The organism is Salinibacterium sp. CAN_S4 (assembly GCF_015752305.1).
Lineage (GTDB): Bacteria > Actinomycetota > Actinomycetes > Actinomycetales > Microbacteriaceae > Rhodoglobus.
On sequence record NZ_JADOVB010000004.1, the window covers coordinates 99,373 to 123,355 of the forward strand.

Annotated in this window: 25 protein-coding genes; 15 read left to right on the forward strand and 10 right to left on the reverse strand. The window is 67.0% G+C overall.

Translation table 11 applies throughout. The features are described 5' to 3' along the window. Positions 1 to 167 precede the first annotated feature (167 nt). From IWX81_RS11130 to IWX81_RS11150, 5 genes are read left to right on the forward strand one after another with little or no spacing between them, the layout of a single operon-like run. Positions 168 to 659 (forward strand): MarR family winged helix-turn-helix transcriptional regulator, encoded by a 492-nt coding sequence (locus tag IWX81_RS11130; RefSeq protein ID WP_199281598.1) that lies wholly within the window; start codon positions 168 to 170, stop codon positions 657 to 659. Then, complete coding sequence (locus IWX81_RS11135; RefSeq protein ID WP_199281391.1) at positions 652 to 1,677, forward strand: YeiH family protein; 1,026 nt, start codon at positions 652 to 654, stop codon at positions 1,675 to 1,677. The genes IWX81_RS11130 and IWX81_RS11135 overlap by 8 nt, the downstream gene beginning before the upstream one ends. Positions 1,678 to 1,714: 37 nt before the next feature. Next, complete coding sequence (locus IWX81_RS11140) at positions 1,715 to 2,422, forward strand: MSMEG_4193 family putative phosphomutase (RefSeq protein ID WP_199281392.1); 708 nt, start codon at positions 1,715 to 1,717, stop codon at positions 2,420 to 2,422. Between the two features lie 9 nt (positions 2,423 to 2,431). Beyond that, complete coding sequence (locus tag IWX81_RS11145) at positions 2,432 to 2,995, forward strand: DUF3090 domain-containing protein (RefSeq protein ID WP_199281393.1); 564 nt, start codon at positions 2,432 to 2,434, stop codon at positions 2,993 to 2,995. A 5-nt stretch (positions 2,996 to 3,000) separates the two neighbouring features. Then, positions 3,001 to 3,795 carry an SCO1664 family protein gene (locus tag IWX81_RS11150; protein WP_334594078.1) on the forward strand — a complete coding sequence of 265 codons (795 nt, stop codon included), beginning with the start codon at positions 3,001 to 3,003 and terminating at the stop codon, positions 3,793 to 3,795. A 142-nt stretch (positions 3,796 to 3,937) separates the two neighbouring features. Here the strand turns inward: IWX81_RS11150 and IWX81_RS11155 are convergent, their stop codons facing one another. Both IWX81_RS11155 and IWX81_RS11160 read right to left on the reverse strand, forming a co-directional pair. After that, positions 3,938 to 4,870, reverse strand: a complete 933-nt coding sequence (locus tag IWX81_RS11155) for a cation diffusion facilitator family transporter (RefSeq protein WP_334593943.1) — start codon at positions 4,868 to 4,870, stop codon at positions 3,938 to 3,940. Between the two features lie 25 nt (positions 4,871 to 4,895). Beyond that, positions 4,896 to 6,680, reverse strand: a complete 1,785-nt coding sequence (locus IWX81_RS11160; protein ID WP_199281395.1) for an ABC-F family ATP-binding cassette domain-containing protein — start codon at positions 6,678 to 6,680, stop codon at positions 4,896 to 4,898. Positions 6,681 to 6,720: 40 nt separating this feature from the next. Here IWX81_RS11160 and IWX81_RS11165 point away from each other — a divergent pair, with 40 nt between their 5' ends. Continuing rightward, positions 6,721 to 7,266, forward strand: a complete 546-nt coding sequence (locus IWX81_RS11165; RefSeq protein ID WP_199281396.1) for an MOSC domain-containing protein — start codon at positions 6,721 to 6,723, stop codon at positions 7,264 to 7,266. A 78-nt stretch (positions 7,267 to 7,344) separates the two neighbouring features. Here the strand turns inward: IWX81_RS11165 and IWX81_RS11170 are convergent, their stop codons facing one another. From IWX81_RS11170 to IWX81_RS11195, 6 genes are all read right to left on the reverse strand, one after another. Then, positions 7,345 to 8,343: a hypothetical protein gene (locus IWX81_RS11170; RefSeq protein ID WP_199281397.1), complete on the reverse strand. Its 999-nt coding sequence runs from the start codon at positions 8,341 to 8,343 to the stop codon at positions 7,345 to 7,347. Between the two features lie 119 nt (positions 8,344 to 8,462). After that, positions 8,463 to 8,642, reverse strand: a complete 180-nt coding sequence (locus IWX81_RS11175) for a hypothetical protein (RefSeq protein ID WP_199281398.1) — start codon at positions 8,640 to 8,642, stop codon at positions 8,463 to 8,465. Between the two features lie 89 nt (positions 8,643 to 8,731). Then, the gene (locus IWX81_RS11180) at positions 8,732 to 10,318 is read right to left on the reverse strand and encodes a molybdopterin-dependent oxidoreductase (RefSeq protein WP_199281399.1); all 1,587 of its coding nucleotides are present in this window, start codon (positions 10,316 to 10,318) and stop codon (positions 8,732 to 8,734) included. A 74-nt stretch (positions 10,319 to 10,392) separates the two neighbouring features. After that, positions 10,393 to 11,064, reverse strand: coding sequence for a sugar transferase (locus tag IWX81_RS11185; protein ID WP_199281400.1), 672 nt, complete (start codon positions 11,062 to 11,064; stop codon positions 10,393 to 10,395). 2 nt (positions 11,065 to 11,066) lie between these two features. Next, the gene (locus IWX81_RS11190; protein ID WP_199281401.1) at positions 11,067 to 12,275 is read right to left on the reverse strand and encodes a UDP-N-acetylglucosamine 4,6-dehydratase; all 1,209 of its coding nucleotides are present in this window, start codon (positions 12,273 to 12,275) and stop codon (positions 11,067 to 11,069) included. Beyond that, complete coding sequence (locus IWX81_RS11195) at positions 12,275 to 13,486, reverse strand: DegT/DnrJ/EryC1/StrS family aminotransferase (RefSeq protein ID WP_199281402.1); 1,212 nt, start codon at positions 13,484 to 13,486, stop codon at positions 12,275 to 12,277. The genes IWX81_RS11190 and IWX81_RS11195 overlap by 1 nt, the downstream gene beginning before the upstream one ends. Before the next feature lie 43 nt (positions 13,487 to 13,529). Between IWX81_RS11195 and IWX81_RS11200 the strand changes: the two genes are divergently transcribed. The 6 genes from IWX81_RS11200 (at position 13,530) to IWX81_RS11225 (ending at position 18,296) form a co-directional block, all read left to right on the forward strand. Further along, the gene (locus tag IWX81_RS11200) at positions 13,530 to 14,333 is read left to right on the forward strand and encodes an MTAP family purine nucleoside phosphorylase (protein ID WP_199281403.1); all 804 of its coding nucleotides are present in this window, start codon (positions 13,530 to 13,532) and stop codon (positions 14,331 to 14,333) included. Further along, entirely contained in the window at positions 14,330 to 15,382 is a 1,053-nt protein-coding gene (locus IWX81_RS11205; protein WP_199281404.1) for an NAD-dependent epimerase/dehydratase family protein, read from the forward strand. The genes IWX81_RS11200 and IWX81_RS11205 overlap by 4 nt, the downstream gene beginning before the upstream one ends. A 244-nt stretch (positions 15,383 to 15,626) precedes the next feature. Next, positions 15,627 to 16,307: a DedA family protein gene (locus IWX81_RS11210; RefSeq protein WP_334593948.1), complete on the forward strand. Its 681-nt coding sequence runs from the start codon at positions 15,627 to 15,629 to the stop codon at positions 16,305 to 16,307. Further along, entirely contained in the window at positions 16,304 to 16,996 is a 693-nt protein-coding gene (locus IWX81_RS11215; protein WP_199281405.1) for a glycosyltransferase family 2 protein, read from the forward strand. The genes IWX81_RS11210 and IWX81_RS11215 overlap by 4 nt, the downstream gene beginning before the upstream one ends. After that, the gene (locus tag IWX81_RS11220) at positions 16,993 to 17,631 is read left to right on the forward strand and encodes a TIGR04282 family arsenosugar biosynthesis glycosyltransferase (protein ID WP_199281406.1); all 639 of its coding nucleotides are present in this window, start codon (positions 16,993 to 16,995) and stop codon (positions 17,629 to 17,631) included. The genes IWX81_RS11215 and IWX81_RS11220 overlap by 4 nt, the downstream gene beginning before the upstream one ends. Further along, positions 17,628 to 18,296 (forward strand): methyltransferase domain-containing protein, encoded by a 669-nt coding sequence (locus IWX81_RS11225; RefSeq protein WP_199281407.1) that lies wholly within the window; start codon positions 17,628 to 17,630, stop codon positions 18,294 to 18,296. Before IWX81_RS11220 ends, IWX81_RS11225 begins: the two co-directional genes overlap by 4 nt. Here the strand turns inward: IWX81_RS11225 and IWX81_RS11230 are convergent. Further along, positions 18,242 to 18,742, reverse strand: a complete 501-nt coding sequence (locus tag IWX81_RS11230; RefSeq protein WP_199281408.1) for a hypothetical protein — start codon at positions 18,740 to 18,742, stop codon at positions 18,242 to 18,244. The two genes, IWX81_RS11225 and IWX81_RS11230, sit on opposite strands and share 55 nt — an antisense overlap. After that, the gene (locus IWX81_RS11235) at positions 18,739 to 20,025 is read right to left on the reverse strand and encodes a molybdopterin-dependent oxidoreductase (protein ID WP_334593952.1); all 1,287 of its coding nucleotides are present in this window, start codon (positions 20,023 to 20,025) and stop codon (positions 18,739 to 18,741) included. The genes IWX81_RS11230 and IWX81_RS11235 overlap by 4 nt, the downstream gene beginning before the upstream one ends. A 78-nt stretch (positions 20,026 to 20,103) precedes the next feature. Between IWX81_RS11235 and IWX81_RS11240 the strand changes: the two genes are divergently transcribed. The 3 genes from IWX81_RS11240 (at position 20,104) to IWX81_RS11250 (ending at position 23,944) form a co-directional block, all read left to right on the forward strand. Then, positions 20,104 to 21,546: a glycosyltransferase family 87 protein gene (locus tag IWX81_RS11240; protein ID WP_199281410.1), complete on the forward strand. Its 1,443-nt coding sequence runs from the start codon at positions 20,104 to 20,106 to the stop codon at positions 21,544 to 21,546. Positions 21,547 to 21,636: 90 nt separating this feature from the next. Further along, entirely contained in the window at positions 21,637 to 22,311 is a 675-nt protein-coding gene (locus tag IWX81_RS11245) for a hypothetical protein (protein WP_199281411.1), read from the forward strand. 130 nt (positions 22,312 to 22,441) lie between these two features. After that, positions 22,442 to 23,944: a glycosyltransferase family 39 protein gene (locus IWX81_RS11250; protein WP_199281412.1), complete on the forward strand. Its 1,503-nt coding sequence runs from the start codon at positions 22,442 to 22,444 to the stop codon at positions 23,942 to 23,944. Positions 23,945 to 23,983: the final 39 nt, after the last annotated feature.

The following is a 23,983-nucleotide window of genomic DNA, read 5'->3' on the forward strand; positions in this document are numbered from 1 at the left end:
CGCGCACCGCGTGGGCGCTTCTGACGCTCGCGCATCAGTTCGCACAGTCTTTTCTGCAGCATAAGTCGTCGTTCACCTGTCAGACCGTTGCCGACAACATCGGCGGCCTGCCGGGTAGCACCTCGGGCAGGCATGCGGCCGGGCAGCACACCAGCGATAATTGGTGGATGCCCACCAGCGACGAAGTCGACCGCATCGTCGACGGGTGGTCGCGCGAGCGGCCCGACCTCGACTTCTCCCCCATGCAGGTGCTGTCGCGTGTGGGCCGACTGGCCCGGCACCTCGAGCTGGCGCGCAAGACCTCGTTTGAAGCATCCGATCTGGAACTGTGGGAATTCGATGTGCTCTCGGCGCTGCGTCGCGCCGGTGCCCCGTACCAGCTGAGCCCCAAGGCGCTGCTGCAGCAGACCCTCGTCTCCAGCGGCACCATGACGAACCGCATCGACCGGCTGGTCACCCGCGAGCTCGTGGAACGACGCACCGACCCGAACGATGGCCGCGGCATCCTGGTCATCATGACCGCCGAGGGCCGGGAACGGGTGGATGCCGCGATCCGGACGCTGCTCGTCGCGGAACACGAGCTGCTCGAGTCGCTGCCGAAGGCCGAACAGGAACGCCTCAGTGCGTTGCTGCGCAAGCTGAGCCTCGACTTTGACTGAAGGCTCGACCCTCACCAGCAGACTCGTCGCCGTGCTGCCCGGGTTGGCGCTCGCTCTCGCAGCCTTCGGCCTCGCGAGCCTCGCGCAGTTCGCGCTGCCGTGGATCCCCACCCTGACGGCGTGCGTCGTGCTGGGCGTGGTGTTCACCTCGCTGCCGTGGTCCCCGGGAGCGCGCGCGGTGTTCACGCCAGGACTCGCCACGGCGGCCCGACGGTTGTTGCGCATCGGAATCGTGCTGCTCGGGCTGAAACTCAGCCTCGTCGACATTGCCGGTCTCGGCTGGCTCGTGCTCGGAATGATCGTGCTGATCGTCATCGCGACGTTCGCCATCACGTTCGGCCTCGGCCGCGTGCTGCGCCTGCCGGGTGACCAGCCGCTGTTGATCGCCGCCGGTTTCTCGATCTGTGGCGCATCCGCCATCGGGGCGATGAGCGGGGTGACGCGCTCGAAGGCGTCGGAACAGGCGACCCCGATCGCCCTCGTCACCCTGTGCGGCACCCTGGCGATCGCGCTGCTGCCCGCGCTCCAGCCGGTGCTCGGCCTCGACGCCGAACAGTTCGGAATGTGGACGGGGGCAAGCGTGCACGACGTGGGACAGGTCGTGGCGACGGCACAGATCGCCGGGGCATCCGCCCTCGCTATCGCCGTCGTCGTGAAGCTGACCAGGGTCGCGATGCTCGCGCCGATGATCGCCATCGCCGGTCTCGTGCTGAAGCGGGACGGCGAGGGAAAACGACCGGCGCTCGTGCCGCTGTTCCTCGTCGGATTTATGGCTGCCGTGGTGCTGCGTACGTTCGTGCCCATCCCCGACGTGGTGCTGCAGGTGGCTGACCTCATCCAGCTGGTGCTGCTCGGAATGGCGCTGTTCGGGCTGGGAGCGGCCATCCGCGTCGGCGCGCTGGTGCGCACCGGGGCCAGGCCGCTGGCCGTGGCCGCCATCTCGTGGATCGCGATCGCCGCGATGTCCCTCGGCGCCGTCGCCATCGCCACGGCCGCCGGGGTGCCTGCGCTGCGCTGACCCCACTCGCACAGGCGACACGGCTTAGGCTCGATCCATGGCCACAGTCATCCTCGTGAGGCACGGACGCACCACCGCCAACGTGTCGGGCATGCTCGCGGGTCGCACCCCCGGTGTCGACCTCGACGAGGTCGGCAGGGCCCAGGCGATCAGCACCGCCGAACGGCTCGCCGACGTCCCCCTGGCTGCGGTCGTCGCGAGCCCGCTCGAGCGGTGCGCGCAGACCGCCGGGCACATCCTGGACGCGCAATCGGCTGCGCCCACTTCGGCCGTCGAGAGCGCCATCACCGAGTGCGACTACGGCGACTGGCAGGGCCAGCCGCTCTCGCTACTCTCCCTCGAGCCACTGTGGACGGTGGTCCAGGCCCAGCCGTCGGCGGTGACCTTCCCCGGCGGAGAATCACTCGCGGCGATGCAGGCTCGATCGGTCGGCGCGATCCGTCGGTGGGATGCCGCGATCGAAGCCGAACACGGGCCGAACGCCGTCTGGGTCGCCGTCAGCCATGGCGACATCATCAAGTCGGTGCTCGCCGACGCGCTCGGCATGCACCTCGACCTGTTCCAGCGGATCACGGTTGCTCCGGCATCCGTCTCCATCATCCGCTACGGCTCGACGCGCCCGACGGTCGTCACGACCAATTCAGACGCTGGCGACCTCTCGTGGCTGCAGCACACCGCCCCGGCGGCCGATGCTCCCGTCGGCGGCGGCGCCGGCACCCAGCCTGCGGCTCGGGCAGGATCGTAGAGTTAACAGATGCCAACACTCGTACACGAACTCGATTGGCCGGATCGCGTCGTCATCGGCACGGTGGGCGCCCCCGGGCAGCGCACCTTCTACCTGCAGGCTCGATCGGGACGCCGCATCGTCAGCGTCGGCCTCGAGAAGGGACAGTCGGCTGCCCTCGCGGAGAAGATCGACGAGCTGCTCGACGGGCTCATGGCGACCGAGGGAAATCCGTTCAGCGTCCCCGCGACGACCCCGGTCGAGCTCGTGGACAACGATCCGCTCGAGCAGCCCGTGGATGAGCAGTTCCGCACCGGTGGCATCAGTCTCGGCTGGGACTATGCCACGGCCCAGCTCGTCATCGAGGCGTTCCCGATCATCGAGATCGAGGTGGATGCCGATACCGACCTCTCGAGTCTCGATTCGATCGAGATCGAACCACCGGAGATGCTGCTGCTGAGAATCCCGGTTGGGGCTGCGAGGGCGTTTGCCAAGCGCACTCTCGAGGTTGTCGGCGCCGGTCGGCCGCTCTGCGCGTTTTGCGGCGAACCGATGGACCCGGACGGCCACGACTGCATCCTCTCCGAGGGCTAGTGACGATGCCGTCGCCTGGCGCCGACATGCACGGGTCTGGCGACGCCCTCCTCTCGGGTGAACTCGAACTGCTGGGACGCATCACCACGGCGTCGAACGCGACCTTCCTGGCGAGCATCCACGGAACCAGGGTCGTCTACAAGCCGATCGCCGGCGAACGCCCGCTCTGGGACTTTCCCGACGGTGACCTGGCGGGCCGGGAGGTGGCGGCCCATCTGGTGTCGGAGGCATTCGGTTGGAACGTGGTGCCCCGCACGTGGCTGCGCGACGGCCCCGCCGGCGAGGGCATGGTGCAGCTCTGGCAGGAGTGCGCGCCGGACGAGGATCCGGTCGACCTCGTTGCGGCCGATGCCGTGCCCGACACGGGGTGGCGGCACGTGCTCGACGGCAGTGACGAAAACGACGAGGAGGTCTCCCTCATCCACGAGGACTCCGCAGCGCTGCGCCGCATGGCGGTCTTCGACATCGTCGTGAACAACGCCGACCGCAAGGGCGCCCACGTGCTGCCTGTCGAGGGCGGTCACCGGTACGGCTGCGACCACGGCCTCACCTTCCACACGGAACATAAACTGCGCACAGTGCTGTGGGGATGGATGGGCGAGCCTCTGACCCCGGACGAACTGGCCGGCGTCGCGCGGGTTCAGGATGCCCTGGCCGGCGACCTCGGCGAAGCACTGTCATCCCTGCTGACCGCACAGGAGATCGCGGCACTCGGCGAGCGGTGCGACAGGCTGCGGTCGGCAGCGGTCTTCCCCGAACCGCAGGGCCCGATGCCCGCGGTGCCGTGGCCGCTGTTCTGACCCTTGACTGCCCCCCTTTCATTATTCCGGAGGTTGTGTGGGTGGTGGGGAGAACGGGGCTGATGTGACCTCACAACTCGACTCTGGCCCCAGCCGCCCCACCACCTCCTGAATTATGAAAGGGGAAAGCCCGGGAGCAGCGCTAGTCGTGGGTCGGATGCTCGTGGGCGCCGTGGCCGGCAGGCTCGAGCTGGAACGTGGAGTGCTCGATCTGCACGTCGAAGTGCTCGGCCACGCAGTGCTGGAGTGAGTCGAGCATCTGCGCATTGTGGCCGTCGTAGAAGCAGCCATCCTCGACCACGACATGCGCGGTGAGCACCGGCAACCCCGTCGCGATCTGGCTCACGTGCAGGTCATGGACGCCGATGACGTGTTCGAGTTCGAGCAGGTGCCCCCGCACGGATTCGAGGTCGACGCCCTTCGGTGTCGATTCGAGAAGCACGTTCGTCGAGTCTCGCAGCAGCAACACGGCACGAGGCACGATCAGCGCGCCGATGATGATCGCGGCTATGGCATCAGCGAACTGGAATCCGGTCAGCAGGATGACGAGCGCCGCGACGATGACGGCGACCGAACCGAGCGCATCGTTGACCACCTCGAGGAACGCTGCGCGCATATTGAGGTTCTTGCCCCGCTGGCTCGCCAGCACGGCGATGGATGCCACGTTGCCGAGCAGCCCGATCACACCGAAGACCACCAGCAGGTCGCCCGCGAGCTCCGGCGGATCGAACAGGCGCTGCACGGCTTCGACCACCACGACAATTCCCACCGCGAGCAGCACGGCCGCCTGGGCCGTCGCACCGAGGACTTCACCCCGGGCGAACCCCCACGTGCGCTTCGCCGTGGCGGGTCGCCCGGCGAGGGTCGCGGCGACGAGGGCGATGGTGAGGCCACCGGCATCCGTGAGCATGTGTGCGGCATCCACCAGCAACGCCAGGCTGCCGGTCACGATCGCGCCGATCACCTCGGCGACGAGCACGACCGACGTGATGCCGAGGGCGATGGCCAGGCGGCCGCGGCTCGACCCGGAGCCGTGGCTGTGCGCAGAGGTCCGGCTCGCGTGATCGTGTGACACGCTCACCATTCTCCCGTACCCGGCGCTAGCCGAGCAGTTCTTCGAGCTCCAGCCAGCGCAGTTCGAGGGCCGACTGTGCAGCCTCCACAGACTGCAGCTCTTTGGAGATCTCACCCAGGCCGACGTAGTCACCCTGGTCGTGGGTCGCGAGCTTCAGGTGCAGTTCTGCGATCTGGCCGGTGAACTTCTCGAGCTTGCGACCGGCGGCCGCGAACTCCTTCTGGGCCGTGCGCAATTCCGCGCCGCCCAGCTTCGGTTCGGCCTTCGAGGCACTGGATGAGGATGACGTGCTCGACGATGCCTTGTCCTGGGCGGTGCGCAACTCCAGGTACTGGTCGACCCCACGCGGCAGGTGGCGCAGCGCCCCATTCATCACGGCGTACTGCTGGTCGGTGACGCGCTCCACGAGGTACCGGTCGTGGCTGACCACGAGCAGGGTGCCGGGGTAAGTGTCGAGCAGGTCTTCGATGGCCGCGAGCATATCGGTGTCGAGGTCGTTGGTCGGCTCATCCAGGATCAGCACGTTCGGTTCTGACAGCAGGATCAGCAACAGCTGCAGTCGTCGCTTCTGCCCGCCAGACAGGTCCTTGACCTGCGTGCTGAGCTGAGCGCTCGCGAAACCGACGCGCTCCAGCATCTGGCTCGGCGTCATCTCCTTGCCACCGGTGATGTACGTGCTCTTCTGGCGGGAGATGACGTCGCTGACGCGGTCGTTCCACACGTCTTCGAGCTCCGCGAGCTGCTGGGTGAGGGTCGCGACCTTGATGGTCTTTCCGCGCTTCACCCTGCCACTCGTCGGCAGCAGGCTCCCGGCCACGAGCGACAGCAGCGTGCTCTTGCCCGCGCCGTTCACCCCGAGGATGCCGGTGCGCTCGCCCGGGGCTATGCGCCACGTGACATCCGTCAGCACCTTCTTGTCGCCGTACGAGACGCTGATGTTCTCGAGGTCAACGACGTCTTTACCGAGGCGCTGCATCGCCATGGAGGCGAGGCTCACGCTGTCGCGGGCCGGTGGCTCGTTCGCGATCAGCTCGTTGGCGGCATCGATGCGGAACTTGGGCTTCGCGGTGCGGGCCGGGGCTCCGCGACGCAGCCAGGCCAGCTCCTTCTTCATGAGGTTCTGGCGCTTCGACTCCATCGTCGCCGCCATCTGGTCACGCTCGACCCGCTGCAGGATGTACGCCGCGTATCCACCCTCGAAGGGCTCGATCAGCTGGTAGTGCACCTCCCAGGTGGCCGTGCAGATCTCATCGAGGAACCACCGGTCGTGAGTCACGACCACGAGACCGCCGGCGTTCGCCGACCAGCGCCGCTTCAGGTGCCGCGCGAGCCACGTAATGCCTTCGACGTCGAGGTGGTTGGTGGGCTCATCTAGGAAGATTACGTCGTGGTCGCCGATCAGCAGCGCCGCGAGCGCGACACGCCTGCGCTGGCCACCGCTGAGGTCGGAGACGCTGGCCTCCCACGGGATGTCGGCGATGAGGCCCGCGATCACATCCCGTACCTGCGGATCCCCGGCCCACACGTGCTCGTCGATGTCCCCGATGACCGTCTGGTGCACCGTGAGGGAGTCGTCGAGCTCGTCGGCCTGGTCGAGCATGGCGATCGTGACGCCACCCCGGCGCGTGACACGGCCGGAATTGGGCTCGAGCCGGCCCGCCAGCATCCTGAGCAGGGTGGATTTGCCGTCGCCATTGCGGCCGACGATGCCGATGCGGTCGCCCTCATCGAGCCCGATCGTGATCTTGTCGAAGATGACGCGGGTCGGATATTCGAGGTGCAGCGCTTCAGCGCCCAGAAGGTGTGCCATTCGGGCAAGCCTATCCGCGCGCGGAGGGTAGCGTTGTCGGGTGCACTTACCGTTCGAGACTCGGGTCACGATCGAACTGCTGCTCGCCTCGCCCCAGCACCGCTACGAGGGCAGGCCATCCGATGGACCAATGGATGCCACGGCCAGGGAGCTGCACGACTCCATCGAGGTGCGGGCGGGCCTCGGTATCGTCGGCGACCGGCACTTCGGGCAGCGGGCGCACGTCACCGCCTCGGTGACCGTGATGGCCGCCGAATCGGTGGAGCATGTCGCGCGGACCCTCGGCACCGGCCCCCTGCTCGCGGCGGACACCCGCCGCAACATCATCGTGCGCGGGCTCGAGATCGATGCGATGCGCGGCGAAACCTTCAGCATCGACAGCGGGCACGGCCCCGTCACGCTGATCGCCCACCGCCCCGCGAATCCCTGCGCCTGGATGGATGTGGTGCTGGCTCCGGGCGCCCACCGGGCGCTCCGGCAGCGCGGCGGCATGCGCTGCGAGCCCCTCACCAGCGGAACGCTCACGCTCGGCCCGGCGATCGTGCGCCGTGCCGTGGCATCCACCGCTCCCCTCGCACTGTTTTAAGCGCGCGGTGCCGTCACCCTCTACTTGAAAGCGCAGTTTTCGCCCTATTTCTCAGTGTTGCGGGCGAAAAGTGCGCTCTCATACCGGCTGGAACCGTTCGCGCAGCACGGCTCCGACCTCTGCGACCAACGACGCGGGTCGGCGCAACCTGGTGGCGGTTATCAGGATAACCTTCCATCCGGCACGCTCGAACAGCTCGCGGCGGATGATGTCATCCTCGAAGACGTCCTTGTCGAGCCGATACACGCTGCCCTGGTACTCGATCGCGATCTTCTCGTCGACGTAGGCGAGGTCCGGGGTTCCCACAAAGTATCCGTCATGAAAGACCGTGTGCCCGATGATCGGCTCGGGCAACCCGCCCCGGACGAGTAGCAGCCTGGTCTCGGATTCACGCGGGGAATCGGTGCCCTTCCTCACGTCCAGCAAGGCTGCCCGAGCAAGCAGACCGCCCCTCCGAATTCCTGTGGCGGCAATGGTCAGCGCGTCGAGCGTCTCCAGCGGCCGCTTACGCCGCACCAGGTGATCGCCTGCGATGACAAGTTCGTCGAGGGTCAGCCACGACGCCAACTGGGCCCAGGCGATCGCCGGCTGGATGAGCGGCATCCCGAGAAATGATCGCACCCGCCAATCGGTGAGTCGATGGCCGCGCACACCACGTCGGCGGGGCAGGGGGTGGCTGACAGGCACGCTGACGTCTACGACCTGATCTTCGGCGATCCGCCGTGGCAGGGGTATGCCATACAGAGCGGCCGCCGTCACACCGCTGAAGCAGAATTCGGGCGGGGCAACTGTGCGGTAGGCACGACATCGGTGGATGAGCTCCCGCCGAGCAGACTCGAACGGATCCGAGGCATCCGGCTCGAGCGGAATCGCCCGTGAACCATGGAACGGCGTGGCCAGGTCGCGTGCTCTGAGGCGTTTCGGCGACACACCGGCGCGCTCGGCATCCACAACCGAGAAGGTCTCGCCAAGCCCGCTTGGTAATGGAGAGGATGCACGCACCACGAGAGTGTGCCCGATCGCAGCAGCGCCGACTCGATTCGTCCACAATCGCTTCTTCCGGGACGAATGCGCCATCTCGGAGCGCAGTTTTTGCCCACTTGCGGGCCGTTCGGGGCGAAAAGTGCGCTTTCAGCCGATCGGAGTGACCCGGGACCATACGGGCTATGGATGCAGCCGCGCGGGGAAACCCGCGACTAGCGCCCGAGACCCGCGATGCCGACTATCGCCACGATGATGCCGGTCCAGAGCAGCGCCGAAGCGCCGATCGCGATGAGCCAACCCTGGGCGCGACGATTGCCCTCTGCTGCGTCGCTTTCCAGGGTGACGGCAGGCACATCTGTCGGGAAGGCCCGATCCTGCACCGTGCTTGTCATCTGTCCCCCGATATATAGGGCGCCCCCGCGCCAGACTCCACTGTACGGCGACTGGGATGCAATTCGTGCACCCCAGTAAAGGGGACAGGTTATGTGATGTTCACTGTAATGGTGTGAAAGCCCTCGGAACCGTTTGGCGCGACAGGAATTCTGTTTTCGCGCTGCGTGTCGCCCGGCGCACCCGTCGCGCGCACGGCGACGGTGTGGTTGCCGGCGGGCGCATCCCATTCCAGATACCACTGGCGCCAGGTGTCGATCGAGATCGCCTCGGCCATCGTCGCGGGCTGCCAGTCGCCGTCATCGATGCGCACTTCGACGCCCTCGACGCCGCGGTGCTGGGCCCAGGCGACGCCCGCGATCGCGACCGTTCCGGCGGGAGCCGATGATCCGCTCGCTGGCACATCGATTCTGGATGCCGTCTTCACGGGCCCGAGCGCGTCCCAGCCGCGCGGGGTCCAGTAACCCATGTCCGCGGCAAAGGTCGTGACGCGCAACTCGACCACCCACTTGGTGGCTGAGACGTATCCGTACAGCCCCGGCACGACCATCCGGACGGGGAATCCGTGCTGGATGGGCAGCGGCTCGCCGTTCATGCCGACCGCGAGGAGCGATTCGCGGTCTTTCTCGAGCAGCACATCGAGTGGAGTTCCAGCGGTGAATCCGTCGATGCTCGTCGACAGCACCATGTCTGCGCCGGGCTGGGGTCCCGCCCTGTTCAACAGTTCTCTGATCGGATACCCCAGCCAGGTCGCGTTACCGACGAGATCACCGCCGACCTCGTTCGACACGCACATCAGGGTCACCACGTGCTCGGTCATGGGCAGGGCGAGCAGTTCGTCGAAGCCAATCTCGATCTCGTTATCGACCATGCCGGTGATCTTGAGCTTCCAGGTGGACGCATCGATGACCGGCACCTGGAGCGCGGTGTCGATGCGGTAGAAGCCGTCATTGCTCGAGATAAGCGCTGTGATCCCCGGGATATCGAGCGAGGCCCCGGCAGGAATGGGAGGAGCCGCTGTGGCGGGCGCCGGCAGCACGAGTGCCTGGCGCACAGTATTGACGGCCGCCGTCCCGGCGTTGAGGGCGCGCGCTCCGAGTCCGATCACGACGGCTCCGGCGGCGGTGCCCCCGAGCAGGATGAAGAACCGTCGACGGGTGAGGGCCGATCGCGCTGCCGTCCTCGAGGAGGAGAGCCCGGGAGTGATGGGCGCGGGAGCCTGCGCCGAGGCATCCACCCAGTCGTGGAGTTTGTTCGAGGTGGCGCGGAGCACGAGGATGCCGCCGAGAACCCCGGCGAGGGACGGCAACGCCCACAGGGCTGAGGATCCTGCGCGAGTGGCGACGGCGACCACCGAGACCACACCGACCACGGCGAGCAGCACGGAGCCCCACGGCGGCCGGCGGAACTGCAGCACGCCCACGACCATGGCCAGGATCATCACCAGGATGCCGAGAACCACGAACAGTGCGATCTTGTCGGCGGTGCCGAACAGCGAGATGACGAGCTCTTTGACCCAGCTGGGCGCGAGGTCGATGACGGCCGAGCCGACGGCGAAGAGCGGGCTGCTGCCGGGGGTAGCCATGAATGCGGCGAAAGCCTCCGCGATCGCGAGCGTCACGACGGCGGCGAGAACGCCGGTGACCGCGGCCCAGAGGGTGATGCGCCTGCTATCCATAGTCGCGATGCTAGCCCGTGACACTGCGCGAAGTGCCGGGATCCCGGCAGAAGTCAGCGTTTTGTAAGGACTGCTCAGTCCATCCAGTGCGGGCGTGCCGGCAGGTCGGGGAAGCGGCGGTAGACGAGGTCTGACTCCGGTCGGAGCACGGCGCGGACGGTGAGCAGCATGAGCTGGGCATCCAGCCAGAGGGAATGGTGGTCGAGGTACCACATCTCGAGCGCGCCCTTGTATGGCGCGATCTTGTCGCTGTAGAACTCCCGGGGGTCGATGCCGTCGCGCGAGAGCAACCGCTCCTCGTCACGGAACACGATCGACCCGATGCCGGTCACTCCCGGTCGCACCTCGTAGATGCGTTCACGCACCGGGCCCGGATACACGTCGAAGTCGACCTGCATCTGCGGGCGCGGTCCCACGAAACTCATGTCGCCGACGAGTACGTTGATCAACTGCGGCAATTCGTTGATCTTCGTCGCGCGCAGCCCGTGCCCGAGCGGGGTGACGCGAGGGTCGCCGCGCACGGTCAGGCTTCCCGTGCCCATGTTCGGGCTGTTCTTGAGCATCGTCGCGAACTTGAGGATGTTGAAGTCGTCGTTGTGCAGACCGATGCGCCGCTGACGGTAGAACACCTCGCCTTCGCCCGTGAGCCTGAGCGCGATCATGACGGGCAGCAGCAGCGGGGTCAGGATCAGCAGCGCGACGGCCGCCACCAGCACGTCGAAGAACCTCTTGAAGAATCGGCTCACTGTCACATCTTCGCATCCAGGCTCTTGCCGGTCTCCACGTGCTGGAAACTCGGAACGAGCCTGGTGAGGGTTTCGACGATGGCGCCCTTGGTGAGCTCGGGGCTGGAGAAGAGCGTGTGGAGGTCTGCGACGGTCGACCGGATGCTCGCCACATCGTTGCGCGTCGTGCCGGCGATCACTCCCAGCGCCACAAAGCGCTCGTGGTCGACGTTCTCGTCTGCGGTGAAGAACTCCTCGAATGGCTTCTCCCCCGAGGTCTCGGAGGCGAAGTAGTACACCGGCCACGCAGGATCCTCGGGCGAACGCCGCGCCGCCGCATCCCTGGCCTCGTCTTCACTCGAGCACGGCACTGGCGTGTACCCCATGTCGCGCAACAGGGCGTCGGCGATGGTGGAGAAGGTGAGCATCCTGGGCTCGTCGAGCTCGGGGAAGAAGATGTCTCCCGGCGCGCCGAGCACACAGGCGAGAAGGCACAGTTCGCCGCTCTCGGCGGGCGAGACGAAGTAGCGGCGCACGTCGTGCGGGGCAGACAGGGGCTGCGCTTTGGCGACGCGTTCGAGGAATCCGGCGGGCAGGCTGCCGTTGGAGAACGCGACATTGGCGAAGCGGGCCGTGACGGCAGGCAGCCTCGCGGAGTAGGCGAGCACCGCCTCCTCCATGAGTTTCTTGGAGGCGCCCATCACGTTGGCGGGGTTGGCAGCCTTGTCGGTCGACACGCAGAAGAAGTGCTCTGGCGGCTGTTCGAGCAGCAGGTCGAGCAGCGCGACGGTGTTCATCACGTTGTTCTCGACCATCGCCTCGATCGAGTAGCGGTCTTTCTCGCTGCGCACGTGCTTGTGGGCGGCGAAGTGCGCGACGACGTCGAAGGGGCCCTCGCGACGCATCATCCGCGCGAAGACCGGGTCGCCGAAACTGATCGGATAGGTCTTGAAGTCGTCGGGGACGAATTGGCCCGAAGTGCTGCGCAGGTCGCGCGTGAGCTCGGTCAGCCCGTTCTCATTGAGGTCGACGACGTAGAGTCGCGCCGGCTCGAACGGCAGCAGCGCGCGGATGAACGACGACCCGATGGTGCCGGCGCCACCGATCACGAGCACGGAGCGACCGGCGATCGCGGCGCGCAGCTCGGGTTCGTGTGCGGCCAGGTCGGCAGCGAACAGTGACTCGTCGCGGCCCGTCACGTGTGTCGCGATGAAGGTCTCGAGATCGAACATCACAGCACCTGTTCGACGGACTCGATCACCACACGGATGACCTCATCCACCTGCTCGTCGGTGAGCCCGTTGTACAGCGGCAGGGTGATCTCGTTCGAGTAGAGCTCGTATGTCTTCGGGTAGTCGGCGATGTCGAATCCGCGGTTCCTGAAGAGCGTGAGCATCGCCATCGGGATGTAGTGCACGTTCACGCCGACGCCGCGGTCGGCGATCGCCTGAATGATCGCATCGCGGGCGGTCTCGTCGGCTCCGGCAATGCGCAGCATGTAGAGGTGGCACGAGCTCTCGCGCTCGGCGTTCTTCGACACGGGCAGCGCGGCCCACTCGCGGCCCGCGAATCCGTCCTGGTATCGCGCAAAAATGCGCTTGCGGTCGGGCAGCAGGGTCGACTCGTATTTGCGGATCTGCGCGAGTCCGATCGCCGCCCCGATGTCGGGCATGTTGACCTTCATGCCCTGGTCGATGATGTCGTAGCGCCACGCGCCTGGCTGGTTCTTCTCGAACGCGCTCTTGGTCTGCCCGTTGAGCGCGAAAGCGCGCAGGAAGAGGTATTCGGCATCGTTGTCGAAGGGCGCCGGCAGGTTGACGCAGATCGCGCCACCCTCACCGGTGGTGATGTTCTTCACGGAGTGCAGCGAGAAGATCGCGGCATCCGCCTGCTGGCCGTTGGGCTCGCCCTTATAGGTGGAGCCGATCGAGTGGGCGGCATCCGAGATGAGCAGGATGCGCCCGAGCTTTGCCTGGCGCTCGGTCGACGCGGAGAACTGCGCAACGACCGCCGGTTCTGCGAGCACGGCCTTGATCGCGTCGTAGTCGGCGGGCCAGCCGGCCATGTCCACGGGGATGACAGCTTTCGTGCGGGGCGTGATCGCCGCGCGGATGTTGTCGGCAGAGACGGTGAAGTCGTCGTCCACATCCACCATCACGACCGTCGCGCCGAGGTTCATGGCGCAGAGCGCCGTCGCGCTGTAGGTATACGCGGGGATGATCACCTCATCGCCGGGGCCGACCCCGAACCAGTGCAGCATCAGCATCGCACCGGAGGTCCACGAATTGACGCACAGCACGGGGGTGCCCGTGATGCCGCTGATCTCGGCTTCGAGCTGGCGCACCTTGGGGCCGGTGGTGAGCCAGCCGGTGCCCGTGAGCGCGTCGTTCACCTCGGCGACGACATCGTCGTCGATGAGGGGAAGGGAGAAGGGAATAGGCATAGGGCTCGAATCTACCAAGGAACGGTGATGGCAGACTTGAGCCATGACCAACACCAGCACATCCATCGCCGTCATCGGCGGGTCTGGCCTCTACTCCCTCTTCGACCCGGCCGAGTCCGAGATCCTGGGGATCCAGACGCCCTATGGAGCAGTGGATGTCACGACCGGTGTGCTCGCCGGCCGCAGAGTCGCGTTCCTCCCCCGCCACGGGGTAGGCCACACCGCCGCACCGCACCTCATCAACTACCGCGCCAACATCTGGGCGCTCGCGTCGATCGGAGTCAAGGCCATCGTCTCCACGGCAGCGGTCGGAGGGGTCAGCCCCGACTATCCGCCGGGAAGCCTCGTGCTCGCCGACCAGTACATCGACCGCACCACCGGTCGGGCAGACACCTTCTACGACCAGGGTTCGGTGCAGCACCTCTCGTCGGCCGACCCGTTCTGCCCGGCCCTGCACGAGGCCGCCGAGGATGCGCTCGCGGGTATCGCCGTGCCAACCGGCACCGTCGTCGTGATCCAGGGCCCGCGATTCTCGACGCGCGCCGAGTCGCAGTGGTTCCGTGCCGCCGGAGCCCACATCGTGAACATGACCCTCTACCCCGAGGTGCCGCTCGCCTCCGAGCTGAACATCGGCACCGTCAACATCGCCTACGTCACGGATGCTGATGCCGCCCCCGCCGACGAGGAACTGAGCGCAGAGCTCGTCTTCGCGAGGTTCGCCGAGGCGCAGCCGCGCATCATCGCCGCGCTCGAATCGGTCGTCGCTTCCATCCCCGAGGACTATGCGCCCCGGGAGCTGATCGCGCCAGCCGAGGTCGCGGCGGTGCTCGCACGGACCGCATCATGACCCTGCTCATCACCGGCGGCGCGGGCTTCATCGGCGGCGCGATCGTGGCCGAAGCGCTCCAGCGCGGCGAGACCGTGCGGGTGCTCGACTCGCTGCGGGCCGACGTGCACGGCGGTTCCCCCGTGGTGCCGCAAGGAGTCGAGTTCGTGCACGCCGACGTGCGCGATGCCGCTGCCGTGGCATCCGCCCTCGATGGCGTCACCGTCGTCTGCCACCAGGCCGCGAAGGTCGGGCTCGGGGTCGACTTCTCCGATGCTCCGGATTACATCGGATCCAACGACCTCGGAACGGCCGTGCTGCTCGCCGCCATGACGGCCGCGGGAACCAGCCGACTCGTCGTCGCGAGCTCGATGGTCGTCTACGGCGAGGGCTCGTATTCGGGACCGGACGGCCTCACTCGCCCCGCGCCCCGCGCCGTCGCCGACCTCGATGCCGGTCGATTCGACCCGCTCGACGCCGACGGCAACAGACTCACGCCAGAACTCATCGACGAGGATGCCCCACTCGACCCGCGCAACGTCTATGCCGCGTCGAAGCTGTCGCAGGAGCACCTCGCGAGCTCCTGGACCCGTGCCACCGGCGGCACGGCCGTCGCCCTGAGGTACCACAACGTCTACGGCCCCGGTATGCCGCAAAACACCCCGTACGCCGGGGTCGCGTCGCTGTTCCGCAGCGCCGTCGAGCGCGGCGAAGCGCCGAGAGTGTTCGAGGATGGCGCCCAGCGTCGCGATTTCGTGCACGTCAGGGACGTTGCGACAGCCAACCTCGCCGCCCTCGAGTGGGCGTCCACAGCGAGCGCAGGCAGCTTCCGCGCGTTCAACGTCGGCAGCGGCACCGTTCACACCATCGGCGAACTCGCTGAGCAGGTCAGCCTGCACTCAGGGGGGCTGCCGCCGGTGACGACGGGCGAATACCGGCTCGGCGACGTGCGACACATCACCGCGTCATCCGCCCGCCTTCGCAGTGAACTGGACTGGATGCCCGCCGTCAGCTTCGAGGACGGCATGCGTGAATTCGCCACAGCCCCGCTGCGGCCCCCCGTCGCCTGACCTCGGGTCCGGTCCTCCCTCCCTCCGTCCCGCTTCCCTCCGTCCCTCTTCCCCCCCTTTCCCCGCCCTCTCTCTTCCGAAATGACGGAGTTCGCGTCGGATATCCTCGCCACGGGGCCGTGGTGAGCCCACATCGCCGAAATCTCCGTCATTTCGGAAAAGGGGCGGGGAAATGGATGACCGGAGCGCCGCTCCCGCGCCCGGAGTAGTCTTGGCATCCTGAGGACGCCCCGGGGAGGACGCCATGCCCGCCGCTTCGAGCGCAACGTCCACGATCGGGGACCAGCTTGCCGACCTCCTGACGCAGGTCGGGCCGATCGCGTTCTACCTCGTCGTGTGGGGGCTCGTCTTCGCCGGCACGGCGCTGTTCGTGGGTGTATTCATCCCGTTCATCACCGGCGATTCCCTGCTCTTCGCGGCGGGAATCGCGACAGCCACCAATGATGACCTGTCGATCTGGGTGCTCGCCATCGGGGTGGGCGTCGCCGCGTTTGCCGGGGACCAGGTCGGATTCGTGCTGGGCCGGCACTTCGGGCGGCCCTACCTGAGCCGTCGTCGCGGCCGCTGGGTGCAGGCCGGGATCGCGCGCACCGAGCGCTTCTACGAGCTGTTCGGCTGGTGGTCCGTGGTCGTGGGGCGCTACATCCCATGGGGGCGGGTGTTCGTTCCACCCGTCGCGGGCATCGCGGGAATGGCGTACTGGCGCTTCCTCACCGCGAACCTCGTGGGCGCCGTCTCGTGGGGCGTGCTGATCACGGTCGTCGGCTACGCGGCGGGATCGCAACCAGAGTTGCGTCCGATCGCCTACATCGTCGCGGGTGTCGTCATCCTCGCCTCGATCATCGCCGGCATCAGGGCGCTCATCATCGACCGCTCCCATCGCGATGAGGCGGCACCCGCAGACACCGCTACCATCGCACAGTGACCACCCCCACTCCCCTCGTCGACGTCGTCTTCCCCTGCCTCAACGAGGAGGGAGCCCTGCCCTGGGTGCTGTCGAGGTTGCCCGAGGGTTACCGCGCGATTGTCGTCGACAACGGCTCGACCGATAACTCCGCGGCCGTGGCTCGAGAACATGGCGCGCTCGTCGTGACGGAGTCCGTCCGCGGATTCGGATCGGCTGCGCACGCCGGGCTCACGGCGGCGACAGCCCCCATCGTCGCGATCTGCGATGCGGATGCCTCGATGGACCCGGCCGACCTTCCGCTCGTCGTCGACCCCGTGGTGGCCGGTTCGAGCGACCTCGTGCTGGGGCGCAGACGGCCGACCACGCGCGGCGCGTGGCCCATCCATGCCCGTATCGCCAACCGGGCTCTCGCCTTCCTGATGCGACGGGCGACGGGCATCGCTTTCCACGACCTCGGCCCGATGAGGGCGGCGAATCGCGAAGCTGTCGTCGCGCTGGGACTGCAGGATCGTCGCAGCGGCTATCCGCTCGAGATGGTGTTGAAGGCGAACGATGCGGGATGGCGCATTACGGAAGTGGACACCCCCTACGCGCCCAGGGTCGGGCGCTCCAAAGTAACGGGAACCGTGAGGGGCACTATCGTCGCGGTAAAAGATATGTCCAGACTCCTAGCGGCTCAGCGGAGGGCTCCGAACAACCGATTGTGACCACTCTCGTCCTGATCGCCAAAGAGCCGCTTCCCGGCAAGGCGAAGACCCGACTCCACCCGCCCCTCACTCTCGAGCAGGCCGCGACCCTGGCCGCAGCCGCGATCGACGACACCCTGCGCGCGATGGAGTCGCTGCCAGCGACCCGCAGAATCCTGCTCTTCGACGGCAACCGCCTGCCCGAGCGCTCCGAATCCTATGACGTGACTGGGCAAACAACCGGCACTCTCGACCTCCGCCTCGGCGCGATCTTCGACGAGTGCGATGAACCGATGCTGCTGATCGGCATGGACACTCCACAGCTGACCTCCGACGACCTCGCCCCGGCTTTCGGCGGCTGGCCGATCGACGAGCACTCCGGCGTCGATGCGTGGTTCGGCCCGGCCGGCGACGGCGGATTCTGGGCTCTCGGCATGCGCGAACCGCGCGGCGACCTGATCCGGGGCGTCGAGATGTCGAAGGATGACACGGGCGCAGCCCAGCTCGCCCGACTGCACGAAGCCGGACTGACGGTAGGCACGCTCCCCACCCTCACCGACGTCGACACCATCGATTCGGCTCGCGAGGTCGCCGCCATCGCCCCCCATACTCTCTTCGCCCGCACCCTGCAGCAGTTCGAGCAGGTGACCTCGTGAGCATCGCAGCCACGACCTTCGGCGCCGGCGGCGCCGAGCCCTACGCCAACGCACTTCGGGCCGGCGAACTGCTCTACCTGAGCGACACCCGCACACGCTCGACCACGCGCGTGACGATGGATGTGTCGCGCTGGAACGCCGACGCCGATGCCGCAGACCTCAGCCTGCTGTCACGAGTGACGGGCCCCGTGCTCGACATCGGATGCGGCCCCGGCCGTATGGTGCGTGCCGCGATGGATCTCGGCATGCACGCCGTCGGCATCGACGTGTCCGCAGCCGCCCTAGAGATGGCGAACAGCCTCGGTGGCTCGTTCTACCGGGGCTCGGTGTTCGACAGGGTGCCCGGTGAGGGCAGGTGGCAGACCACGCTGCTGGTCGATGGGAACGTGGGCATCGGTGGTGACATCCCGAGCCTGCTGGCCCGCTGTCGCGACCTGTTGTCTGCCTCCGGCGAGATCGTCATCGAGCTCAACGCCGACCCGGCTCACGAGGAACACTACTTCGCCGAGGTCGCCGACTCCCACGGCAACCGCAGCGACTCATTCCCCTGGGCCGAAATCGGCCTCGACCGGTTGAGCCTGATGCTCGACCGCCTCGGCCTGCAGCTCGTTCAGTCCTGGGAGCTCGACGGGCGTGCGTTCTGCCGCCTCGCCAAGACCAGGTAGACCGCAATCGCCGCGGCGGTCACGACCGCCAGGCCCGCGTAAAACAACACGAGGTTGAGGCCGTAGTCGAGCGGCAGGATCGACGGGTTGGCCGATCCGATGTCCTTCTTGAGGATCGCGGGAACCACGATCACGAAGAAGATCGCGCCGATCACGAGTGCTCCCTGGATGATCGCGATGACGGCGAGCGGAATCTTCCGCGATGCCCTGCGCATGACGACACTGACGCCGAAGATCGCGAAGGACGCGATGCCGTCGTGGATCACGAGTGCGCCGAGGAACCAGATGGCGATGCCGATGTAGTCGTTCGGCGAGACGTCGTTCAGCAGGGTGATCGCCCCGACCACGAGCAGAGCGATGCCCAGGAGGATGAGCCCCGTCTGCCAGCGCCTCGTCACGGTCATCCGGCCGGCCAGAACAGGCTCTGGTGCAGTGGTGTTGCTCATGACATGACCTCCAGGGTGCTGAGCCATTTAGTTTGCAGCACGCCGGGGCGGGCCGGCGCTATCGCCCGGGCGGGATACCCGTGGTCGATGTCGAGGGGCTCACCCTCGAGGCCGAGCGCGATGAGGGTCAGGTCGTCCCGAACGAATTCGGGCCCCATGGTGGTCTGGGCGTACGAACTGCCCTCTTCGAGGCTGGTGAGTCGCACGGTCGACGACGGATCGGCTCCGACGGAGGCGATGAGGTCTTTGAGCCTCGGGCCCTGCCAGGTGGCGTATTGGCTCCAGCCCTCGACACAGGCGATCGGCAGCACGACCTCGTACTGGGTCATTGCCCGCAGGTCGGCGAGGCTGAACGACTTCGTGGAGTCACCATTGCTGACCGTCAGCCGCCAGTCGGCCGAGGTCGCGGTCTCGAGCACTTTCGCGCGCTTCGCGGTGCGGTTCACGGGCAGGCCCTGCGGCCCGACATCGTTCTTGCGGGGCCCGAACAGGTTCGTGGCATCGAACACGCGGAACGACTGCCCGGCGGTGAGGGTGACCAGGGCAGCGGATGCCACGGCGACGGTCGCGAAGAATCCCCGGCGGCTGGTCTGCGGTCGCGGCGCGGGGCTGGAGTCGATCCACTGGAAAATGCGACCGGTGACCCCGGCGTACTCTCCCTTTCCGGTGAGGCGCTCCAGTTCATCCGGAGCAGTCACGTCGTCAGCAGGCGCGTGCTCGACGATCTCGCCATCGGCCGTGACGGCGTCCCGCTTGCGCCAGTACTGCGAGATGATAGGCAGCTTGATCGCAATGTGGATGGCGAGCGATCCGATGATCACGAACGACAGGGCGTAGTGGGTCTGGCGGAACGCGAAGGGGAACAGCGCGTACCACTGGTAGGTGTTCAGCAGGCCGATGGTGATCTGCACGAGCGACGATGCGACGAACAGGGCGATGGATGCCCGCTCCAGGAAGTGGGGAAACGATCGCACCGGCGGTGTCTTGAAGAGCTCGGGGAAGATCGTGTAGAGCTTCGCGAACAGCAGCGGGAAGCAGATGATGCCCGCCGTGATGTGGATGCCCTGCGAGACCTGGTAGATCCAGATCGGCCTCGTGAGGAACACCATCCACGGCTGCGGCTCCTGGATGAAGTGGCTGTAGAGCCCCGTCGCGAAGCAGATGAGGAACGCGATGCCGAGCAGACGACCGAGCACGACGGCGGCCCGCGGATTGCGGGATGGTGCCGCGAGCGAGTGTCGCGTGTGGTGCAGTAAGCGTTGGACTTGCCATTTCAGCAGCACGTGCGACCCCCTTTGGACGTGAAAACCCTCTGTCTCAGTATGGTTCGTAGCGGCCATCAGATCAGACAGGATGAAGTGGTGCGAATTCTGCTGACCTGCCTGCTCCTGGCCGTCGCCGCGGCGGGAACCGCTCTGTCGATCACCGTTCTCCCCTACTACGACGATAAGACCGGTGACCTCCAAGCCCTGGTATGGGTGACGGCAGGGCTCTGGATCGTGTTCGCCGTCTCCCTCCTGTCCCTGCGTGCCGTGCGCACCCGCGCGGCGATCGTGCTCGTGCTCGTCGGCTCCGTCGCGATCGGGGGCGCGGCAATGGCAGGGCCACCCAACACGAGCACGGACTCCGCGCGATACGCATGGGACGGCATAGTGCAGAACGCCGGGATCTCGCCGTACGACTATGTGCCGGCGGATCCCGCCCTCTCGAGCCTGCGGACCGAGTGGCTGTTCCCGGAGTCGGTCGTCAGAAGCGACGGTGAGCAGGGCTGCACGGGGCCGCGCATCATGAAGGTCGAAGAGCCCGGGTCAGGTGACGTGATCTGCACGGCGATCAACCGCGCGAAAGTGACCACCATCTACCCGCCGGCGAGCGAGCTGGTGTTTGCGGGCGTGAGAGCACTCACCGGGCTGGGGCCCCAGTACTGGCCGATGCAGCTGCTCGGGCTGCTCGTGAGCCTCGGCACCACGGTCATCCTGTTGCGGGAGCTCATTGCCCGGGGTCGTGATCCGCGGTGGGCCGCCCTGTGGGGGTGGTGCCCGCTCGTCGCCACCGAGGGAGTCACCAACTCCCACATCGACATCGTCGGAGCGCTCTTCCTTCTGGTGGCAACACTCCTCGTCTCTGTGCGTCGACCGCTGCTCGGCGGAATCGCCCTCGGAATCGCCATCTCCGTCAAACTCATCCCGGCGATCGGGTCGTTCGCTCTGCTGAAGCGCAACCCGGTCACGGTCACCCTCGCTGCCGTCGGCACTTTCGCACTCCTCTATGTGCCGTACGTACTGGCGAGCGGCATCGACGTGCTGGGCTACCTTCCGGGTTATCTCAGCGAGGAGGGCTACACCACGGGCACCCGCTTCATTATGATCTCGCTCGTGGCGCCGGGCTCCGCCGCCCTCGTCGTGGCCGCAGTGCTCATCCTGATCACTGCCGCACTGACCTGGTGGAAGTCGAATCCGGATGACCCGTGGCTCGCCCAGCTCGTCATGATCGGTGTGACCCTGCTCATCGTGACCCCGCGCTACCCCTGGTACGCGCTGCTGCTCGTGCCCATGATCGCCATGACCGGACGCTGGGAATGGCTCGCCGTTCCCCTCGCCCTGACGGAGCGGCTGCTCATCCCCTCGGTCGAGCTGGCACGGCTCACGGTCACTCTGGCGATCATCCTGATCGTCGCTATGACCATCCACCGGGCGGGGCCGGGAGCACTCGCTCGGCTCCGGACCGCGCTCCGGCATCCTTTCGGCGGAGCAAAAATCGCGGAATCACGCGGATCTCGATCCCAGTTTGTAACAGAAAGATAACGGAACAGACTCATTCCAATCTGATTCGCGGTAGGGGCCCGAACCATCATCAACACCAAGACAACCCACACCAAACAAAGGATTGAACAAATGCGCACGTTCTCGAAAGTAACTCTCGGACTCGCCACCGCCAGCCTCCTCGTTGCAGGCCTCGCCGGCTGCTCGGCTCCTGCAGCCGAGACCGAAGAGACCACCGCTCCTTCCGTTGAAGCCGACCCGGAGCCCCTGGCCTCGATCCCGGCCCTCGACGGTGAAAGCACCGCAGTTGCTCTCGACCAGGGCTTCGTCGACGCCCTCACGAGCCTCGGCCTGACCCCCGGAGTGACCGGAACCGCAACGCTCGTCGACGGCTCGCTCATCTTCCCGATCACCGGTGGAAACGTCGACTACTACGACCCCAACGAGTCCTACCGCCCGTACGTCCAGGGCCTCATCAATCACGATGGCTCCGGCATCACGCTGACCGCTGGTGACATCGTCGTCGGCCTCAGCGACTTCGAGATCGACCCGGGCACCTCACGCCTCACCGGCACCGTCACCGCCAACGGTGAAGAGGTCGGCCAGGACATCTTCATCTTCAACCTCGACGGTTCAACCCTGAACCCGCTCGAGACCGACGCTGATGGCAACGCTGTGCTCCAGGGCACCACGGTCCTGATCAGCTCGGACGCCGCTGCGCTGCTGAACGAGACGTTCGGCACCGACGCTGTCACCGACGAGCTCGTCGTCGGCATCGCCACCATCACGGCCAAGGCTGCTGCGTAATAACAGCCCCAGCTACACGGAAAGCCCCGCTGCGCATCATGCGCAGCGGGGCTTTCCGCATTCCCGGAGGCACTCGAGTGTTCCGCACGCTCCCAGCAACAGCCTCAGCGCAGACCGATATCCTGCAGGGATGACCGCGACGATGGGCCGCGAGTCGGTCGGCACCCTGGGCACCCTCTGGTCCCCCGCGGTGACCCCAATCGTCGTCGGGGTTCTCGGCTTCACGATCTCGATGATCGGCATCACGGTCCCCGGCCTCTGGTACGACGAAGCCGCCACGGTCAGCTCCGCGACCCGCAGCTGGCCGCAACTGTGGGCCGAAGTCGGCAACGTCGATGCCGTGCACGCCCTGCACTACGCCATCCTGCACATCATCTTCGACGTGGTCGGCTACTCGCCGCTGTCGCTCAGGATGCCCAGCGCCATCGCCGTCGGCGTCGCCGCCGCCCTCGTGGTCATCCTCGGCCGCCAGCTCGGCCGGCCGAGGCTTGCGGTCATCGCCGCTATCGCGTTCTGCCTCATCCCGCGCGTCACGTGGATGGGCACGGAGGGTCGCTCGTACGCCCTCACCGCCACTCTCGCCGTGCTCGCGACAGTCGCGCTGCTGCGCGCGATCCGCGTCGGCACTCGAACATCGTGGATCGTCTATGGAATCGTCGCCATGCTGTCGGTGACGATCTTCATCTACCTGGCGCTCGTGATCGTGGCGCACGGACTGACCGTGGCCTGGATGCTCAGCGACCGCACCGCCGCGTCACGCCGCGTCGCGCGCAACTGGGTGCTCTCCGCGGGCATCGCGGGGGCGGCGAGCATCCCGTTCGCGCTCGAGGTCGTCAGCCAGAGCGGGCAGCTGTCGTGGATCCCGCCGCTCGGCGGCTCCACGGTGCGGGGTGTACTGCGGTCGCAGTGGTTCTACTCGAGCGAATGGTTCGCCGTGGCATCCTGGGCCTTCATCCTGTTGGGAATCGGCGCACTGATCCGCAGCCGCTCGCGCACGGTTCTCGCCGTGGTCGTGCCGGCGCTGCTCCTGCCGACCATCGCGCTGCTGGTCATCAGCGTCGTGCACCAGCCGATCTATCAGCCCCGATACCTCGCCATGTGCACCCCGTTCGTGGCCCTGGCAATCGCCGCCGGCATCGATGCGATCCGCTGGCGGCCCGCCGCGGTTATGGCCATCGCCCTGCTCGCGGTGCTGGCCGTTCCGCAAATCGTCGTGCAGCGACAGCCCGAGGCTAAAGAGAGTTCGTCGTGGGCGCAGGTCGCCGACCTGATTGCCACCGAGCGGGCCGCAGACGGCCCCGGCAGCACGACAGCCATCATCTACGGGGAGCTCTGGGGCCACGCGAAAGCGACGACCAGGGTGATCGCGTACTCCTATCCTGAACAGTTCGAATCGACGGTGGATGTCACGATCCGAACGCCCGCGGCCGACACCGCCCAGCTCTGGGAGACTCGCGCCCCGATCGACGAGTCGCTCGACCGGCTGAGCGGAACCGACGTGGCCTACCTGATCGCGAGCCCCTCCCGCGACGTGCGGCCGGCCACGACGGCAGCCCTCGCCTCGATCGGCTGGCGCGAGACCGAGGAGTGGAGCTTCACCAACGTGCGGGTCGTGCGCTACACCCGCGACTGAGCGTCGCCGCGCCGCCCGTTGCCGCGCCTTCCGTAGCCG

Bases quoted from the DNA above. Each gene is read 5' to 3' on its own strand.
- IWX81_RS11170 (WP_199281397.1), bottom strand. From the start codon at position 8,343: ATGGCGCATTCGTCCCGGAAGAAGCGATTGTGGACGAATCGAGTCGGC.
- IWX81_RS11145 (WP_199281393.1), top strand. From the start codon at position 2,432: ATGCCAACACTCGTACACGAACTCGATTGGCCGGATCGCGTCGTCATC.
- IWX81_RS11250 (WP_199281412.1), top strand. From the start codon at position 22,442: ATGACCGCGACGATGGGCCGCGAGTCGGTCGGCACCCTGGGCACCCTC.
- IWX81_RS11205 (WP_199281404.1), top strand. From the start codon at position 14,330: ATGACCCTGCTCATCACCGGCGGCGCGGGCTTCATCGGCGGCGCGATC.
- IWX81_RS11175 (WP_199281398.1), bottom strand. From the start codon at position 8,642: ATGACAAGCACGGTGCAGGATCGGGCCTTCCCGACAGATGTGCCTGCC.
- IWX81_RS11245 (WP_199281411.1), top strand. From the start codon at position 21,637: ATGCGCACGTTCTCGAAAGTAACTCTCGGACTCGCCACCGCCAGCCTC.
- IWX81_RS11180 (WP_199281399.1), bottom strand. From the start codon at position 10,318: ATGGATAGCAGGCGCATCACCCTCTGGGCCGCGGTCACCGGCGTTCTC.
- IWX81_RS11160 (WP_199281395.1), bottom strand. From the start codon at position 6,680: ATGGCACACCTTCTGGGCGCTGAAGCGCTGCACCTCGAATATCCGACC.
- IWX81_RS11210 (WP_334593948.1), top strand. From the start codon at position 15,627: ATGCCCGCCGCTTCGAGCGCAACGTCCACGATCGGGGACCAGCTTGCC.
- IWX81_RS11130 (WP_199281598.1), top strand. From the start codon at position 168: ATGCCCACCAGCGACGAAGTCGACCGCATCGTCGACGGGTGGTCGCGC.
- IWX81_RS11230 (WP_199281408.1), bottom strand. From the start codon at position 18,742: ATGAGCAACACCACTGCACCAGAGCCTGTTCTGGCCGGCCGGATGACC.
- IWX81_RS11150 (WP_334594078.1), top strand. From the start codon at position 3,001: ATGCCGTCGCCTGGCGCCGACATGCACGGGTCTGGCGACGCCCTCCTC.
- IWX81_RS11195 (WP_199281402.1), bottom strand. From the start codon at position 13,486: ATGCCTATTCCCTTCTCCCTTCCCCTCATCGACGACGATGTCGTCGCC.
- IWX81_RS11190 (WP_199281401.1), bottom strand. From the start codon at position 12,275: ATGTTCGATCTCGAGACCTTCATCGCGACACACGTGACGGGCCGCGAC.
- IWX81_RS11200 (WP_199281403.1), top strand. From the start codon at position 13,530: ATGACCAACACCAGCACATCCATCGCCGTCATCGGCGGGTCTGGCCTC.
- IWX81_RS11140 (WP_199281392.1), top strand. From the start codon at position 1,715: ATGGCCACAGTCATCCTCGTGAGGCACGGACGCACCACCGCCAACGTG.